Source organism: Bradyrhizobium sp. SPXBL-04, assembly GCF_051853035.1.
GTDB classification, from domain to species: Bacteria; Pseudomonadota; Alphaproteobacteria; order Rhizobiales; family Xanthobacteraceae; genus Bradyrhizobium; species Bradyrhizobium zhanjiangense.
The window spans coordinates 4,179,709-4,196,125 of sequence record NZ_CP182472.1; the positions used below are offsets into that span (position 1 = coordinate 4,179,709).

Below are 16,417 nucleotides of genomic sequence, written 5' to 3' on the forward strand. Positions count from 1 at the left end.
AGGGCTGCGGAAATGTATCTCCGCAGCCGGTGTTGCGTCGCTTACCTGCGTGCGTAAGCGCCTGATGGCGCGCGTTTTTCGATGACTTGACACCCCCCGGGTCGATAGCCACCTAATGTCGGCGGGCGAGCGAAAATTCTCTTCAAGATTCGCCTCAGTTCCGATCCGGCAAGCCGGTCCAACTCGCAAAAGGACCGACCGGTTCTGCGGATCACCTCGGCACCTCGTGGCGGTTGCGCATGATCAGCGGGCTGCGTGCGAGGGGGCAAAGCAAAAGGAAAAGGCCATGACTAATCCCAAACCCCGGCCAACCATCGTTCATGGCGCAACGCACGCTTATCCCGTGCTGCCGCTGCGCGATATCGTCGTCTTCCCGCACATGATCGTGCCGCTCTTCGTCGGCCGCGAGAAATCGATCCGCGCGCTCGAAGAGGTGATGAAGAACGATGCGCTGATCATGCTGGCGACGCAGAAGAACGCGTCCGACGATGATCCGGCGCCCGATGCGATTTACGAGACCGGTACGCTTGCCAGCGTGCTCCAGCTCCTGAAGCTTCCCGACGGCACCGTGAAGGTGCTGGTCGAAGGGCTCGAGCGTGCGCGCGTGCAGAAATACACCGATCGCGCCGACTATTACGAAGCGACCGCCGTCGCGCTCGCCGACACCGACGCGAAGTCGGTCGAGGCCGAGGCGCTGGCGCGCTCGGTCGTGTCCGACTTCGAGAGCTATGTGAAGCTCAACAAGAAGATCTCGGCCGAGGTCGTCGGCGTCGTGCAGGCGATCACTGATTTCGCCAAGCTCGCCGACACGGTCGCCTCGCATCTCGCGGTCAAGATCGCGGACCGCCAGGGTATCCTGGAAACGCTGTCCGTCACCACGCGCCTGGAGAAGGTGCTGGGCCTGATGGAGAGCGAGATCTCGGTGCTCCAGGTCGAGAAGCGCATCCGCTCGCGCGTCAAGCGCCAGATGGAGAAGACCCAGCGCGAGTATTATCTCAACGAGCAGATGAAGGCGATCCAGAAGGAGCTCGGCGACGACGATGGTCGCGACGAGCTCGCCGATCTCGAAGAGAAGATCTCCAAAACCAAGCTCTCCAAGGAAGCGCGCGAGAAGGCGCAGCACGAATTGAAGAAGCTGCGCCAGATGTCGCCGATGTCCGCGGAAGCGACCGTCGTGCGCAACTATCTGGATTGGCTGCTGTCGATCCCGTGGAACAAGAAGTCCAAGGTCAAGAAGGACCTGGAAGCGGCGCAAGCCATCCTGGACTCCGATCATTACGGGCTCGAGAAGGTCAAGGAACGTATCGTCGAGTATCTCGCGGTGCAGTCGCGCGCCAACAAGCTGACGGGTCCGATCCTGTGCCTCGTCGGGCCTCCCGGCGTCGGCAAGACCTCGCTCGGCAAGTCGATCGCGAAGGCGACGGGGCGCGAATTCGTGCGCGTCTCGCTCGGCGGCGTGCGCGACGAGGCCGAGATCCGCGGTCACCGCCGCACCTATATCGGCTCGATGCCCGGCAAGATCATCCAGTCGATGCGCAAGGCGAAGTCGTCCAATCCGCTGTTCCTCTTGGACGAGATCGACAAGATGGGCGCCGATTTCCGCGGCGATCCGTCCTCGGCGCTGCTCGAGGTTCTCGATCCCGAGCAGAACGCGACCTTCAACGACCACTATCTCGAGGTCGACTACGATCTGTCCAACGTGATGTTCATCACGACCGCGAATACGCTCAATATTCCGGGGCCGTTGATGGACCGCATGGAGATCATCCGGATCGCGGGCTACACCGAGAACGAGAAGGTCGAGATCGCGCGCAAGCATCTGATCCCGAACGCGGTGTCCAAGCACGGCCTGGACTCCAAGGAGTTCTCGATCGACGACGACGCGCTGCTGCTTTTGATCCGCCGCTACACTCGCGAAGCGGGCGTGCGCAATCTGGAGCGTGAGCTCTCCACACTCGCCCGCAAGGCGGTGAAGGAGCTGATGATCTCCAAGAAGAAGTCGGTCAAGGTCACCGAGAAGACTCTGGAAGAGCTGCTCGGCGTTCCGAAATACCGCTTCGGCGAGATCGAGAGCGAGCCGCAGGTCGGCATCGTCACCGGCCTTGCCTGGACCGATGTCGGCGGCGAGCTGCTGACCATCGAAGGCGTCATGATGCCCGGCAAGGGCAAGATGACGGTCACGGGCAATCTGCGCGACGTCATGAAGGAGTCGATCTCGGCGGCGGCGTCCTACGTCCGCTCGCGTGCGATCAACTACGGCGTCGAGCCGCCGCTGTTCGACAAGCGCGACATCCACGTGCACGTGCCGGAGGGCGCGACGCCGAAGGACGGTCCGTCCGCTGGCGTCGCCATGGCCACCGCGATCATCTCGGTCATGACCGGCATTCCGGTCCGCCACGATGTCGCGATGACCGGCGAGATCACGCTACGCGGCCGCGTGCTGCCGATCGGTGGTCTGAAGGAGAAGCTGCTGGCAGCTGCCCGCGGCGGCATCAAGACGGTGCTGATCCCCGAGGACAACGCCAAGGATCTCACGGAGATTTCCGATGCGATCAAGGGCGGCATGGAGATCATCCCGGTCTCGCGCCTCGACGACGTCGTCGCCAAGGCGCTGGTGAAGAAGCCGGTGCCGATCGTCTGGGAAGAAGACACCAAGGTGACGGTGAAGCCGGATGGGGATGAGGCCGCCGGCGGCCTGACCGCTCACTAAGGCTCAACGAAAGATGATAGAACGGCGCCTTCGGGCGCCGTTTTTGTTTTCGGGCCGAGGGGAGAGGGCGATGCAGATCGATGGGCAATGCCATTGCGGGAAGATCACCTTCGAGGCCGACATCGACCCCGAGGAGGTTTCGGTCTGCCACTGCACCGACTGCCAGACGCTGACCGGCTCGCCGTTTCGGGTGACGGCCGTCTGTTCCGGAGCGGACGTCCGCCTGACCGGCGGCACGCCCAAGATCTACGGCAAGCGCGGCGACAACGGCCGCATGCGCTTCCAGCATTTCTGCGCCGATTGCGGTTCCCCGCTGTTCACGAGCGGCGAGGGCGATGACGCCGACGATTGGGGTATCCGCTGGGGCAGCATCCGCCAGCGCAACGCTCTTAGGCCGGTCCGGCAGATCTGGTGCCAGTCGGCGGTGGTCTGGATCGATGCGGTGCCGGGGCTGCCAGGAAGGCCGAAGGATTGAGGTTGGCTTGCCGAGCCGTGGCTCGCGTCTGAGGGCCCGCCTTCGCCCGATGGGTTTCGGCGCGGCAGCCTTCGCTCACTTCGCGCTCATGACGTGCTGTGCTGGCCTGCCGAGCCGTAGCTCGCGAAGCGAGCGAAGGCTGGTGGGCGGTCACGGATTCGAACCGCGGACCCTCTCGGTGTAAACGAGATGCTCTAACCAGCTGAGCTAACCGCCCAAGTGCGCCTTCAAGTGCGCCTCTTTAGCGCCCCGGCGGGTGCCGAAGCAAGGGCCGAGCGCGTCGCAATTTGCGGCCTGGTCCGGGTTTTCATGCTGGACACGAGCAGCCCTGCAGCAGGCCCGCCGCAGGGCGACCCTCTATCGTCGCGTGGATCTCGTCGTCCGGCCGAGGAGGCGGCGATCGTGCTCGCGGCCGCCGGGCGGCGTCTCAACTCCCGTCCGATATCAGGCGGTCTTGGTGAACATCGTCAGGACTCCGTCGGCGATGTTGATCGCAACGACTTGGGACGAACTCAAGCCCTTGGCCTTGAGCACGGAGGCTGCCTCCGGTGTAGCGTCGATGGACTGCCGAAGCGACTGGATGTCTTTATCGCTTGTGTGCGCCACGAGTTCATCGACTTTCGCGCGCACCGCCGGCTGCAATTCCTTGACGTCCACGACCTGTATGCTCCGGATCACCGTGCTCGACTGAGTGGACGGCTGTTCCGCGCCGGGTTGCGACGATGCGCCCTGTGCCTGCACCAGAGTAGGTGTTCCGAGCGAGAGAGCTGCAACGATGACGGATGCCGTGAAGCTGCGCATGGTCTTGCCTTTCCAGTTTGAGGAACGGCGAAGCTATCGAGGAAATCTGGTTGGCATCTGATTCCGATGTGGCCGTTCGGTGAAACCAATGCGGCCGCAATGCGCACAGAGGGTCCGCGGTTCGAATCCGTGACCGCCCACCAGTCTGCGCTCGCAGGTCGAGCGAGGCAGCGTCGTTCTCGTTGGGGCTAGCTTCAAGTTAAGCAGTACTGCTGGACGGTTACACCGCTGTCAGTTGCAAACTTCGACGTCGCCAGGTCCACTGCCGTAGCCACGTACCCCGGCTCTATTTGCCTCGAGCCTGCAGCCCGATCGAATTGGACGGCAACCGGCTGCATTGCAAATTATCTGTCCTGACGATTTGGCTTGCGGAGATGGTGGCGCAGCCTCCGTTTGTTTCCGCTCGCTATCCCGCCCTTTCGAATTATCGCGCGTCGCTATCGGCTTTTCTCCTGCACCTTCTCGCACTCGTTCTCGTCATTGACGCGATAGCCCGCGCGGCAGGCGATCTTCACGCAGGCGTCGCCGTCGGCCTTGAAGCCGTGATCGCAAACCAGCGGGCAGACGCGGCCCGGCTTGGCCTTGATCGCGTCCAGCGGTCGCCGCCGTCGCCCCGATTTCGTCGCAGCCGAGCTTGTCGCCGCAGGAAATGACGAAGCTGGTGCAGTCAGAACTCCGCCGCGTCGGCTGTCTGACGGCTTCGGCGGGCGGCGACTGGAACGCTTCGTCACAGCGCTCGCTGACGCTGTTCAACAAGTACGCCGGCACGAAGCTCGACGCCAAGCTGGCGAGCTTCGATGCGCATTGCAGCCCCAAATCGCAATATGATCAGAGTAGTCGGAGCATGCCACCAAGGCAAAGCCTCCTATGTGACCAATGTCACAGGAGCCTCCGTCGAGGTGGGCCATATCAAGCCGCTAGCGACAACGGAGGGTCGGCCGATGCGTACTCTGCTGGATCTCATCTATCGAGATTGCTGCCGCGCCTGCCTGCGCGAAAGCCGACGCTATCGGACTGGCAAGGACGCTATCGGATTGGCAAGTCCTGGGGCATGACGTCGCCGGCGTTGGCAGCGGCGGAGGATTTGACTGCCGCGGGCTGCCATTGGCGAAGCCAGGCGAGCGGGTGGGTCAGGAAGGCGGTCAGCGGCTTGATCGTTGGCCTCTCGACAAGTGCATAGACCAGCCAGGCTATGCCGGCGAGGAAACCCGGCAGCACGAAAGCTCGAACCAGCAGGGCCGACCTGTAGTCCCGGCCAATGTGAGCCCAATGCAGGATCATGTTCCCGATGTCCTGGTGCAGCAGGTAGAGCGGATAGCTGATGACGCCGATGAAGGCCAAGGGAACGGCCAAGGCGCGAAACGATCGAAGCAGAACATGGTCATACCGCGCGGCAAGATAGACCGCGGCGGTGCCGGACCACAGCAACAGCGACCGGTACATCTCGATCGCGACCGACGGCTGCTTGACGTTGAAATAAAGATGATAGAGCTCGAGCGAGAACGCCACGACTATTCCCATGATCGCTTCCCCGCTGCGCCCCCTGACGAGGGCCGCCACGCTCATGCCGGCAATGAAGAACGGGAAGAAATCGTTGGACGTGGAATAGTCCGTGCTGGTGGTCAGGGTCCGGAAGATGGTCACCACGCAGAGCAATGCCAGCAGACGTTGCTTGAGCCCCAGCGCCATCATCATGAAGCAGAAGAGGTAGAACTGAAACTCGATCTGCAATGACCAATAGGCGCCGTCGGGCAGATGGTGGTCGACGTGGAGGACGTTGAGCGTCGGAAGAGCTACCAGCGTATAGGCGTAGTCGAACCAGTTCACCTCGCGGCCCGCTTCGACCAGCTCGGGCATGAGATTCTTGAACAGCGTCGTCAGCAGGCCGCAGATAATCAACGCCGGCAGCAGGCGGCCGAGCCTCTTGGCATAGAAGTGCCATGCCGATTGCGACGTCTCGACGCTGAACGCGATGCAATAGCCGCTGATGATGAAGAACAGCAGGACACCGAACGTGCCCCGGCTGAAAGCCTGACCCGGGACGAAATGATAGAGCAGCACCCAGATGATCGAGATGGCGCGCAGGCAATCGATGCCGACTGATCGTTCCGACTTCAAGGGGTGTTCTCCTGTTCCCTGAGTTAGCGCAGGGCCGCTTGGCTGTGTCAACTTGGCTTGGCACATCAGCCTCGGCCGCAGCGTTGAAATCGGCCTTGCAGCAGGGAAGGACATGTGGATAAGCGTCTTGGGCCGGGCGCGGACGCTCGGCCCTGTCGCGGAGAGGGTGATGGAACAGCCTAGCGGACACGAGCTCAACGCCGACCAGATCGCCTATTGGAACGGCCCAAGTGGACAGCGCTGGGCTGATCGTCATGCGGTGCAGGAGACGCTGCTCGGGCCAATCGCGGACGTGCTGATCGATCGCGCCAAGCCGAAGCCGGGCGAGCGCGTGATCGACGTCGGCTGCGGCTCGGGTGCAACGACGGTCGCGTTCGCGAAGGCGGTGGCGCCTGGTGGCTTTGCGCTCGGCCTCGACGTGTCCGAGCCCATGCTGTCGCAGGCGCGCGCGTCGGCGCCGAAGGGGCTGCCGCTCGATTTCGTGCTGGCGGATGCGACGGTTCATCCGTTCGAGTCGGCGAGCTTTGATCTGCTCGCCTCGCGCTTTGGCGTGATGTTCTTCGCCGATCCCATCGCGTCCTTCACCAATCTCCGCCGTGCGCTGAAGCCGTCCGGGCGGCTTGCCTTCGCCTGCTGGCGCGAGCCGAAGGAAAATCCGTGGATGATGGCGCCGCTGATGGCGGTCTACAAGCACGTGCCGAAAATGCCGCCGGTCGGACCGGAGGAGCCGGGCCCGTTCGCCTTTGCATCAGAAGAGCGCGTGATGCGCATCCTGAAGGGTGCCGGCTTCGTGGACGCGGCGATGCAGCCGCATAATCTTGCGATGGACATCGCGATCGGCGGTGGCCTCGATGCCGCCGTCGACGGCGCGCTCCAGATCGGCCCCGCCAGCCGCGCGCTGCAAGGGCATCCGCCGGAGACCTATGACGCAGCCAAGGCTTCGATCCGCGACATGCTCGCCCCGTTCCTGAAGGGGCAGTCAGTGACGTTGCAGGGCGCGATCTGGATCGTGACGGCGAAGGCGGCGTAGGCGCGTTGCTTCCCCATCGTCATTGCGAGCGCAGCGAAGCAATCCAGGCTGTCTCAGCAGAGACAGTCTGGATTGCTTCGTCGCAAGTGCTCCTCGCAATGACGATGTGGATGGGCGTGTGAATTCTACACCACATCATCCGGCGCCAGCGCGCAGCCATTTTCGGGATGCGTCTCGACCTGAAGCGTGGTGTGGCCGATGCGGAATGAGGTCTTGAGCAGCTGCGCGGTCTCCATCAGGAATGCGTCGCCGGCCCCAGTGGGCATCACGAGATGGCAGGTGAGCGCCGTCTCGGTGGTCGAGATCGGCCAGACGTGGAGATCGTGGATCCCGGAGACACCCGGTCGCGCCAGCAGGAATGTCCTGATCGCGGCAAGGTCGGTGCCCTTGGGTGCGGCTGCCATCGACATGTCGATGGAGCCGCGCAACAGGCTGGTCGTGCTCCAGAGGATGGTGGCGCAGATGACGAGGCTGGTTAAGGGATCGAGCCAGAGCCAGCCGGTCCAGATGATCAGCGCCGCCGAGACCACCACGCCGAGCGAGACCGCGGCATCGGCGGCCATGTGCAAGTACGCGCCTTCGATGTTGATGTCGTCCTTGCGCCCGCGCGCGAACAGCATGGCGGTGAAGCCGTTGATGAGGATGCCGATGCCGGCCACCACCATCACCGTGACGCCGGCGACCGGCTCCGGCGCGCGCAGGCGCAAAATCGCCTCCCAACCAATGGCACCGGTTGCGACCAGCAGGAACACCGCATTCGCCAGCGCGGCAAGAATCGTGGAGGCACGCAGGCCATAGGTGAAGCGGCCGCTCGGCGCGCGCCTTGCCGCAATCGACGCGCCCCAGGCCACGACCAGGCCGAGCACGTCGGACAGGTTATGGCCGGCGTCCGCGAGCAGGGCGGTGGAGTTGCCGATATAGCCATAGACCGCCTCGGCCACCACCAGCGCGGTGTTGAGCGAAATTCCGATCGCGAACGCCTTGCCAAAGCTGGCCGGCGCATGGACATGCGCGTGTCCGTGGCTGTGGCCATGAGCATGGCCATGGTCGTGACCATGATCATGCGAATGGCCGGCATGATCATGGTGGTGATGTCCGTGATGGTCGTGGCCGGCCACCTCTAGCGCTCCGCTGACGCTGTCAAATCAGGCGCCATTGTAAGCGTTTCGGCGCCTGCGTCACGGCGGAACAGCACGTAGAGCGCCGGCAGCACCAAAAGCGTCAGCACGGTCGAGGAGATGATGCCGCCGATCACCACGGTTGCGAGCGGCCGCTGCACCTCGGCGCCGGCGCCGGTTGCAAGCGCCATCGGCACGAAGCCGAGGGAGGCGACGAGGGCCGTCATCAGCACCGGCCGCAGCCGCGTCAGCGCGCCCTCGTGTACGGCATCGACGACAGACCGTCCCTCGCGGCGCAACCGCTCGATGAACGCGATGATGACGAGCCCATTGAGCACGGCCACGCCCGACAGCGCGATGAAGCCGACGCTGGCGCTGATGGATAAAGGAATGTCGCGCAGCAGCAGTGCCGCAACGCCGCCGGTCAGCGCCAGCGGCACGCCGGAGAACACCAGCGCCGCATCCGCAGCCGATCCCATGCCCATGAAGAGCAGCAGGAACACCAGCAGCAGCGCCACCGGCACCACGATCGTCAACCGCTTGGTCGCGGAGACCAGCTGCTCGAACTGTCCGCCCCAGCCGATCCAGTAGCCGGGCGGCAGCTTGACCTTCTCGGCTACGGCCGCCTCGGCCTCGGCGACGAAGGAGCCGAGGTCGCGCGCGCGGACATTGGCGGTGACGACGATGCGCCGCTTGCCATTTTCGCGGCTGATCTGGTTGGGACCGGGCGTCGCATCGACGGTGGCGACCGACGACAGCGGCACATAACGCATCTGGGTGAGCGGGGAGGCGGCCAGCGCGGTCCGAATGGCCGTGCCGGAGCCGGCCTCCTCACCGGGCGGCAGCGGGATCGGGATCGCCCGGATCGCTTCGAGATTGCCGCGCAGATGCTCCGGCAGGCGCACGACGATGTCGAAGCGGCGGTCGCCCTCGAACAGCTTGCCGGCCGACTTGCCGCCCACCGCGATCTCGACGATGCCCTGCACCTCACCGACGCTGAGGCCGTAGCGGGCGAGCGCCTGACGGTCGAGCCGGACGGTGAGGATCGGCAGGCCTGCGACCTGTTCGATCTTGACGTCGCTGGCGCCGCGGATGCCGCGGATCGCGGCCTCCACCTGTTTGGCCGCGCCTTGCAGGATGTCGAGGTCATCGCCGAAGATCTTGACGCCGACGTCGCTGCGCACGCCGGAGATCAGCTCGTTGACCCGGAACTGGATCGGCTGGGAGATTTCATAGGCGCTGCCGGGAATGTCGTCAGCGGCGTGATCGATGGCCTCGATCACCTCCGATTTCGGCTTGTCCGGGTCGGGCCATTCGGCGCGCGGCTTCAGCATGATGTAGCCATCGGTCTGTGCGGGCGACATCGGGTCGGTTGCGATCTCGGCGGTGCCGATGCGGGTGAAGAACTCCTTCACTTCAGGGATCTGCTTGATGCGTTTCTCCAGCGCTTTCTGAAGCTCAAGCGACTGCGTGAGACTGGTGCCGGGAATCCGGATCGAGGCCAGCGCGACGTCGCCTTCGTCGAGGCTCGGAATGAACTCGCCGCCCATGCGCGCGGCGGCGATACCGCTGGCGACCACGATGACGACGGCCATGATTGCGACGGCGAGCCGGTTGTCGATGGCAAATCGGAGCAGGGGAAGATAGGCGCGTTTCGCTGCCCGCATGAACAGGTTTTCGTGCTCCGACACCCTGCCGGTGACGAAGATGGCAATGGCAGCCGGCACGAAGGTGATTGAGAACAGCACGGCAGCGCCCAGCGCCATCAGCACGGTCAGCGCCATCGGCGTGAACATCTTGCCTTCGACGCCGGTCAGCGTCAGCACGGGCAGATAGACCACCGCAATGATCAGCGTTCCGAACAGGCTCGGCTTGATGACGTCGCGCGAGCCGCGCAGAATCGCACGCAGGCGCTCGGACGTCGTCAACAGCCCGCCTTTGTCGCGCTGGGCCGCGGCCAGCATGCGCAGGCAATTCTCGACGATGATCACGGCGCCATCGACGATGATGCCAAAGTCGATTGCGCCGAGACTCATCAGGTTCGCGCTGACCTTGGTCGCGACCATGCCGGTGATGGTCATGGCCATGGACAGCGGAATGACGCAGGCGGTGACGAGGGCGGCACGGATGTTGCCGAGAATCAGGAACAACACGGCCACCACCAGCGCCGCGCCTTCCAGCAGGTTATTCCGGACGGTGCGGATGGTGGCTTCGACCAGATCGGTGCGGTCGTAGACCGTCCGCGTCATGACGCCTTCGGGCAGCGACTTGGCGATGTCCTCGAGACGGGCCGCGACGCGGCGCGCCACGGTCCGGCTGTTCTCGCCGATCAGCAGCATCGCGGTGCCGAGCACGGTTTCCTCGCCGTTCCACGTCGCGGCGCCCGTGCGCAGATCGCGGCCTTCGGTTACGGTCGCGACGTCCCTGATCCTGACCGGATTGCCGCCGCGCGAGCCAATGACGATGTCCTGGATCTCGTTGACGTTGCCGACCTGGCCTGGGGAGCGAACCAGATACTGCTCGCCGTTGCGCTCGATATAGCCGGCGCCGACATTGGCGTTGTTGGCGGCAAGCGCGGTCATGACGTCGCGAAAGCCGAGCCGGTAGGCCATCAGCTTGCCGGGGTCCGGCAGCACGTGGAATTGGCGCTCGAAGCCGCCGATGGTGTTGACTTCGATCACGCCCGGCACGTTGCGAAGCTGCGGCCGGATGATCCAGTCCTGCACGGTGCGTAGATCGGTCAGCGAATAGTCGTGGCCGCCTTGCGTCTTGGCGCCCGCCTTGGCCTCGACGGTGTACATGAAGATTTCGCCGAGCCCGGTGGAGACCGGGCCCATTGCGACCTCGACGCCGGCCGGAAGCTGGTCCTTCACCTGCTGGATGCGTTCGCCGACGAGCTGGCGGGCGAAGTAGATGTCGGTGCCGTCCTTGAAAACGACCGTCACCTGGCTGAGGCCGTAGCGCGACAGCGAGCGGGTGTAGTCGAGCTTCGGCAGGCCGCCCATCGCGGTCTCGACCGGGAAGGTGATGCGCTGCTCGGTCTCGAGCGGCGAATAGCCGGGCGCGCGGGTGTTGATCTGGACCTGAACGTTGGTGATGTCTGGCACGGCGTCGATCGGCAGGCGTTGGAAATTCCAGCCGCCGAAGGCGAGGGCGCCAAGCGCGAGCAGCAGGACCAGCCAGCGCTGATGCAGTGAGGCGGCGATGAGACGCTCAATCATGCTCGGCGTCTCCTTTGCCCATCTCCGCCTTGACCACAAAACTGTTCTCGGCGACGTAATGCTCGCCGGCCGCAAGGCCCGCCTTGATCTCGACATGGCGCGGATCGGAATCCCCAAGCTCCACGGGGCGCGCCTCGATCTTGTCGCCGTCCTCGCGGACGAACACGATCGTCTTGTTCTCCAGCGTCTGGATCGCGCTGCGGCGCACGGCAACCGCGACATTGCGCGCGGCAAGGATCAGCCGCGCCGTGACGAACAAGCCGGGACGCAGGCGTCCGTCCGGATTTGGCAGCACTACGCGGGCCAGCGCGGTCTGGGTCTCGCTACTGCCGATCGGCGCCATGTAGGAAATCGTGCCCTTGATCTCGCCGCGGCCATCGTCGAGATCGATCAGAACCTCGTCGTTGAGGTGGACGCGCCGCAGATCCTGCCGGTAGATCGACAGATCGACCCAGATGGTGGAGAGGTCGGCGACGACGAAGGCCGGCTTCTGCTCGGAAGCGTATTCGCCGAGCGAGATCTGCCGCTCGATGATGGTGCCGGCGATCGGCGCCTTCAGCTCGTAGACGGTAAGGCTCTGGTTGCTCTCGATCGCGGCGAGCAGATCGTCCTTGGCGACCTTGTCGCCGATGCGCTTCAGGATCGATTTGGCGATGCCCGGAAAGCGCGGCGTCACCTGCACCACGGCTTCCTGGTTGGCGCGCAGGATGCCGTTGAAGGCGAGCGTGTCGGTCAGCGTCGCGCTCGCGGCCTCCGCCAGCACCACGCCGGCGGCAGCGAGCTTGACGTCGGAGATGCGGATGCGGTCGGCGCCATGCTCGTCCTGCTCGACATGGTCGTTCGGCTTCTCCGGCTTCTTGTCCGCGGCATGCTCGGCGGGCGGGACCCTGGCCGGCGCCAGCAGGGCATAGCCACAAGCGCCGAGAGCGGCGGCAACGACAGCGACGACAATGGTGGAGGACGTCTTCATCGTGCGCTCTCCCGCGCCAGCGTGAAGGGATTGCCGACCAGGCCTTCGATGGTCGCCACCCCCGCATGAAAGTTCTGGAGCGCCTCCTGCTCACGCAGCCGCGCCTGGGTGACGCTTGCCTGGGCGTCCAGCACTTCGAGCAGGGTGAAGCGGCCCTGACCGTAGCCTTGCGAGATCGCCTCGGACGCCTCAACGGCTTTCGGAATCGCGGTCTCGCGCAGGACCGCGAGCTCGCGCAGCGAGCCTTGCAGCGAGTCATGGGCCCGGCCGGCGATCACGATCAGCGCGTTGCGGTTGGCCTCGCGCTCGGCTTTGGTCTTGGCGAGGCTTTCCTGTGCCGAGAGGATGTTGCCCTGGTTCTGGTCGAACACGGGAATTGGCACCGAGAGCGTGAGGCGCACAGCATCGTCATTGGTTTCGTTGTAATGGCGCCAGCCAGCCGCGATCCGCACGTCGGGGTAGGGCTTGAGCCGTGCCAGCAACAGCTCGGCATTGCGCTGAGCATAGATCGCGGTCCAGCGCACCAGCTGCGGATTGGCATCGATCGCGGCGACGACCGATTGGAACGTCGGCGGGCGTCCCGTGATATCGAGCCGGCCGGAGACCTCGCCGAATTTCGCGGCAGGATCTCCCATCAGCACCGCCAGCTCGCGCCGGGCGCTGGCCAGCGTCGCCTTGAAGCGCTCGCGGTCCGCCTTCACCAGGGCGGAGGCGACTTCGGCGCGGCCGGTCTCGGCCGGGGAGGAGGCGCCGGCCTCGACGCGGCGGCGGAGAAGCGGCGTCAGGCGGTCGATCGCGGCGATCTGTTCGTCCAGGATTTGGATGCGCCGCTGCGCGCCGAGCACGCTGAGGAAAGCGATCGCTGTCTCCGACAGCACCTCCAGCCTGACGGCCTTGCGCTGAATGGCGGCGACCTCGATGCCGGCTGCGCCCGCGGCAATCCGCGCCTCCCGTTTGCCGAACAGCTCGAAAGCCTGGCTGATCTGGAGCGTGGTCTCGGCCGATCGCGTGCCGCGATATCTGCCAGAGCCGAATGAATCGTCCTGCTCGTAGGACAGTTCCGGATTGAGCAGTGCGCCCGCCTGGATGCGCTGACCCGTGGCAATGCCGACGTCGCGCTCCGCCGCCGTCAGGCGCGGACTCGCGGCCAGCGCGCGCGACAGCGCGCTCCGCATCGTCAAAGTCTGGGCGTGAGACGGTGCAAGCGCCAATCCGACAAGCAGACACGCCGCCGCGCACGCGAGGCGCGCGGCCATTCCCCTGCAAAACATGAAACCGACCTGTGAAGGATGAACCTAATGGGCGCGGGGGCCCGACCAATCCGTTCAGGCAATAGGTTTGGGAGGCGGGGAGTCGGTATCGGGAATAATTCCGGCGAGCTGGGGTGCGCGTTGCGGGCGCGATGCAGACACGAGCGCGACCGATGTGGCGGATAGCGCCGGCTGCGCCACCGTCACCGAGAAGCAGCCATGGCAATGATGGCCGCCGATCGCCTTGTGGTCGCCGTGGCCCGTGGAGCCATCGAGGATCGAAGCGATTTCCGAGCCGCCGGACGGGCTGGTCACATCGATGTCATGAGTGCCGTGGAGCGCGCCCGACAGCAGGTACATGACCGCAACAAACACAGCCATGAGTCCACGCCAATTGCGCGTGCGCCTGAGACTAAACGGCCGGCGGTTCAAGACCACGAATTTACTCATCCTGACAGTCAGGCTGGCCTAGCACGGCGACGGGAACAGTGTCGACCCGCAACAGTGTTACGTGTGGGGAACTTGATGTCGCGGGGGCGGGCCCCGCCGTGATTGTCCGGCGCGTGCAACCGCTCTATCTTGTGAGCATGGCTGATGCATGCTGCTCACCGCCGCCGCTCAATCTCGATCGTCATCGCGACAACAAGGCGTATCGTCGCGTGCTATGGGCGGTGCTCGCCGTCAATGCCGTCATGTTCCTCGCCGAGATCGGCGCGGGCCTTGCTGCCGGATCGGCGTCGCTCCAGGCTGACGCGCTCGATTTTCTCGGAGACGCCGCGAACTACGCCATCAGCCTTCTGGTGGTCGGCATGACGCTGCGCTATCGCGCTACCGCGGCCCTGGCGAAGGGGCTGACGATGGGCGCCCTTGGCCTTTGGGTCGTCGGCACGGTGGTCTGGCACGCAGCCCATGGCACGCTGCCGAGCGCTTTCACCATGGGGGCGGTTGGTGTCGCGGCGCTTGCCGCGAACGTCGCCTCCTTCGGGCTGTTGTGGGCCCATCGCAAGGGCGACTCCAACATGCGCTCGGCCTGGATATGCACCCGCAATGACGTGCTTGGAAACATCGCCGTGCTGTTGGCCGCCCTCGGCGTGTTCGGGACCGGCACGGGCTGGCCCGATATCATCGTGGCCGCAATCATGGCCGGCCTCGCGCTTCAGGGAGCGGTTGTCGTGGTACGGCACTCCCGAATTGAGCTGAAGGTTGCTCCGGCCTAGAACGCGATGCCGCAAGTCGCGCCGCCGGATAGCAACGTCTGATAGGCTCCTCGGGTTCGTTATTTCTCGTGTTGGTGGCGGTGCATCGATGCGCCACCCGTGTAGCCGCGCAACGCGGCGTATTTATCCAATTGAGCCTTATCGAGAACGGCCCGCGTGAGCAGATGGTACTTGAGATGCGCGTCTCGGAGCTCGCCCTGAATGACCGAGATTGCGGCCGTTGCCGCTCTGAGGCTTTCGGGGGTTACGCTTCCGCTGGCGAATTGCTGGTCTAACTCGGCTTCCTTGTTGATCAGCCGGGTCCCGAGAGGGATCGCTTCGGACTTCATGGCGGCAAACATCTCCTGCACCTTGCCCCGCTGCTCGGAGGTCAACCCCAATCGGTCCCCAAGCTCAAGAACGTGGGAAGGTCCCGGATAGCCGTTGATCTCGGCAGCGAGCGCCAATCCCATACCGCGCCCCGCGCGCAGGTCTGCGATCTCCTGATCCGAGAGCGCTTTTATCTGGCGGAGCTGCATCCCTGCATAAGGCGTCTGCGCCCACAGGGATGCCGAGACAAGGAAAATGACTGTCGCAGCGATGAACTTCATGGGGGATGTCCTTCCAATGTTAGACTGTCTGTAGGGTGTAATTCGTGGTCGAGACCAGCCAAGACCTCAGCAGTGATCTTCTATCGTTTTGGAGATTTCGTTCGGGGCGGCGAAAATCACGTCCGCCCGGTCACCCATCATGCCGGCCGACACGATAGCGGGCGCGCCGCTCTGCGGTCCGTCTTCGCTGGAATCCGTCTTCAGACGCAGATTGCGCTCCCAGAAGGGGCGCGTCTTGCCGTCGGCAGTTGTCACCCGGTAGGTGTCCCGACAGTGGGTCATGCCGGTGACGCGCTGCGCGGGATTCAGATTCTTCAGATTGGGGGCGCGGCCGCTACCCATCATCCCTCCCATCATGCCGCCCCCATTCATGCGGTTTTCGGCCGTTCGCTCCGGCGCGGCCCCCGGCTTGGTGGCCTCCTTAAGGAATGCCAACAGATCCGCGCGAACGCGTGAGTCATCGATCCCCTCGAACGGCATCTCGTTGTGCGGCACCATGCGCGCAGGATCGGTCAACCAGGCGTCCAGCGAGCGGTCGTCCCAGATGATTCCCGAAGCTTTCAGCGCGTCGGAGTAGCGGTCGAAACTCGGCAAGCTGGCGGCCTTCCTCCCCCAGAGATTTGCAAGACTCGGCCCCGTCATGTTGCGGTCGGGCTCGAGCGAGTGACATGCCGCGCAGACGCGAAAATTGCGTTCGCCCCGAGCCACGCTGTCCTGCTGCGCGCCGGCCGGCGAGGAGACGAGGACGGCCGCGAATGCCACGAAGAGAAGGCGATCCATGTTCAATCTCCCCGATTTGAGAAGAAGAGATACTTGACCAGCGCTGCCGCCCCCAGCGCGAGCACGACAACGACTAGAACCGCGATCAGCTCCATGCCGCCCATCATTCCCGACATCATGTCCTGCATCATGGCTCA

The 16,417-nt window shown here is 64.5% G+C and carries 14 protein-coding genes, 1 tRNA gene and 1 pseudogene; 4 read left to right on the top strand and 12 right to left on the bottom strand.

Annotation, left to right across the window (positions count from 1 at the left end; all coding sequences use genetic code 11):
- Positions 1-286: 286 nt before the first annotated feature.
- Complete coding sequence (gene lon / locus ACNJX8_RS19745) at positions 287-2,710, top strand: endopeptidase La (RefSeq protein ID WP_091899076.1); 2,424 nt, start codon at positions 287-289, stop codon at positions 2,708-2,710.
- A 70-nt stretch (positions 2,711-2,780) separates the two neighbouring features.
- Complete coding sequence (locus tag ACNJX8_RS19750) at positions 2,781-3,185, top strand: GFA family protein (protein ID WP_439361729.1); 405 nt, start codon at positions 2,781-2,783, stop codon at positions 3,183-3,185.
- Between the two features lie 140 nt (positions 3,186-3,325).
- Here ACNJX8_RS19750 and ACNJX8_RS19755 read toward each other — a convergent pair.
- From ACNJX8_RS19755 to ACNJX8_RS19770, 4 genes and pseudogenes are all read right to left on the bottom strand, one after another.
- A tRNA-Val gene (locus tag ACNJX8_RS19755) sits at positions 3,326-3,402 on the bottom strand.
- Positions 3,403-3,629: 227 nt separating this feature from the next.
- Positions 3,630-3,986 carry a hypothetical protein gene (locus ACNJX8_RS19760; RefSeq protein ID WP_128933421.1) on the bottom strand — a complete coding sequence of 119 codons (357 nt, stop codon included), beginning with the start codon at positions 3,984-3,986 and terminating at the stop codon, positions 3,630-3,632.
- Positions 3,987-4,217: 231 nt separating this feature from the next.
- A pseudogene (locus ACNJX8_RS19765) lies at positions 4,218-4,582 on the bottom strand (caspase family protein); the annotation flags it as partial.
- A gap of 430 nt (positions 4,583-5,012) precedes the next feature.
- Positions 5,013-6,104 carry an acyltransferase family protein gene (locus ACNJX8_RS19770; RefSeq protein ID WP_439361730.1) on the bottom strand — a complete coding sequence of 364 codons (1,092 nt, stop codon included), beginning with the start codon at positions 6,102-6,104 and terminating at the stop codon, positions 5,013-5,015.
- Between the two features lie 169 nt (positions 6,105-6,273).
- Between ACNJX8_RS19770 and ACNJX8_RS19775 the strand changes: the two genes are divergently transcribed.
- Entirely contained in the window at positions 6,274-7,134 is an 861-nt protein-coding gene (locus ACNJX8_RS19775) for a class I SAM-dependent methyltransferase (protein ID WP_439361731.1), read from the top strand.
- A gap of 125 nt (positions 7,135-7,259) precedes the next feature.
- On the opposite strand, the gene ACNJX8_RS19780 is transcribed toward ACNJX8_RS19775, so the two are convergent.
- The 5 genes from ACNJX8_RS19780 to ACNJX8_RS19800 are packed head-to-tail and all read right to left on the bottom strand — an operon-like array spanning position 7,260 to position 14,074.
- Positions 7,260-8,252 (bottom strand): cation diffusion facilitator family transporter, encoded by a 993-nt coding sequence (locus ACNJX8_RS19780; RefSeq protein ID WP_164940345.1) that lies wholly within the window; start codon positions 8,250-8,252, stop codon positions 7,260-7,262.
- A 2-nt stretch (positions 8,253-8,254) separates the two neighbouring features.
- Positions 8,255-11,473, bottom strand: coding sequence for an efflux RND transporter permease subunit (locus ACNJX8_RS19785; RefSeq protein ID WP_439361732.1), 3,219 nt, complete (start codon positions 11,471-11,473; stop codon positions 8,255-8,257).
- Positions 11,466-12,443 (bottom strand): divalent metal ion exporter adaptor subunit IhpB, encoded by a 978-nt coding sequence (gene ihpB, locus ACNJX8_RS19790; protein ID WP_439361734.1) that lies wholly within the window; start codon positions 12,441-12,443, stop codon positions 11,466-11,468. The genes ACNJX8_RS19785 and ihpB overlap by 8 nt, the downstream gene beginning before the upstream one ends.
- Positions 12,440-13,714 (bottom strand): divalent metal ion exporter subunit IhpA, encoded by a 1,275-nt coding sequence (gene ihpA / locus ACNJX8_RS19795; RefSeq protein WP_439361735.1) that lies wholly within the window; start codon positions 13,712-13,714, stop codon positions 12,440-12,442. The genes ihpB and ihpA overlap by 4 nt, the downstream gene beginning before the upstream one ends.
- Before the next feature lie 54 nt (positions 13,715-13,768).
- The gene (locus ACNJX8_RS19800; RefSeq protein WP_128941788.1) at positions 13,769-14,074 is read right to left on the bottom strand and encodes a hypothetical protein; all 306 of its coding nucleotides are present in this window, start codon (positions 14,072-14,074) and stop codon (positions 13,769-13,771) included.
- 206 nt (positions 14,075-14,280) lie between these two features.
- Here ACNJX8_RS19800 and ACNJX8_RS19805 point away from each other — a divergent pair, with 206 nt between their 5' ends.
- Entirely contained in the window at positions 14,281-14,910 is a 630-nt protein-coding gene (locus tag ACNJX8_RS19805; protein ID WP_439361736.1) for a cation transporter, read from the top strand.
- Positions 14,911-14,969: 59 nt separating this feature from the next.
- On the opposite strand, the gene ACNJX8_RS19810 is transcribed toward ACNJX8_RS19805, so the two are convergent.
- From ACNJX8_RS19810 to ACNJX8_RS19820, 3 genes are all read right to left on the bottom strand, one after another.
- The gene (locus ACNJX8_RS19810) at positions 14,970-15,500 is read right to left on the bottom strand and encodes a Spy/CpxP family protein refolding chaperone (protein WP_128946177.1); all 531 of its coding nucleotides are present in this window, start codon (positions 15,498-15,500) and stop codon (positions 14,970-14,972) included.
- 66 nt (positions 15,501-15,566) lie between these two features.
- Positions 15,567-16,280, bottom strand: coding sequence for a c-type cytochrome (locus tag ACNJX8_RS19815; RefSeq protein WP_128937376.1), 714 nt, complete (start codon positions 16,278-16,280; stop codon positions 15,567-15,569).
- Positions 16,281-16,282: 2 nt separating this feature from the next.
- Complete coding sequence (locus tag ACNJX8_RS19820; RefSeq protein WP_256477617.1) at positions 16,283-16,411, bottom strand: hypothetical protein; 129 nt, start codon at positions 16,409-16,411, stop codon at positions 16,283-16,285.
- Between the last annotated feature and the right edge of the window lie 6 nt (positions 16,412-16,417).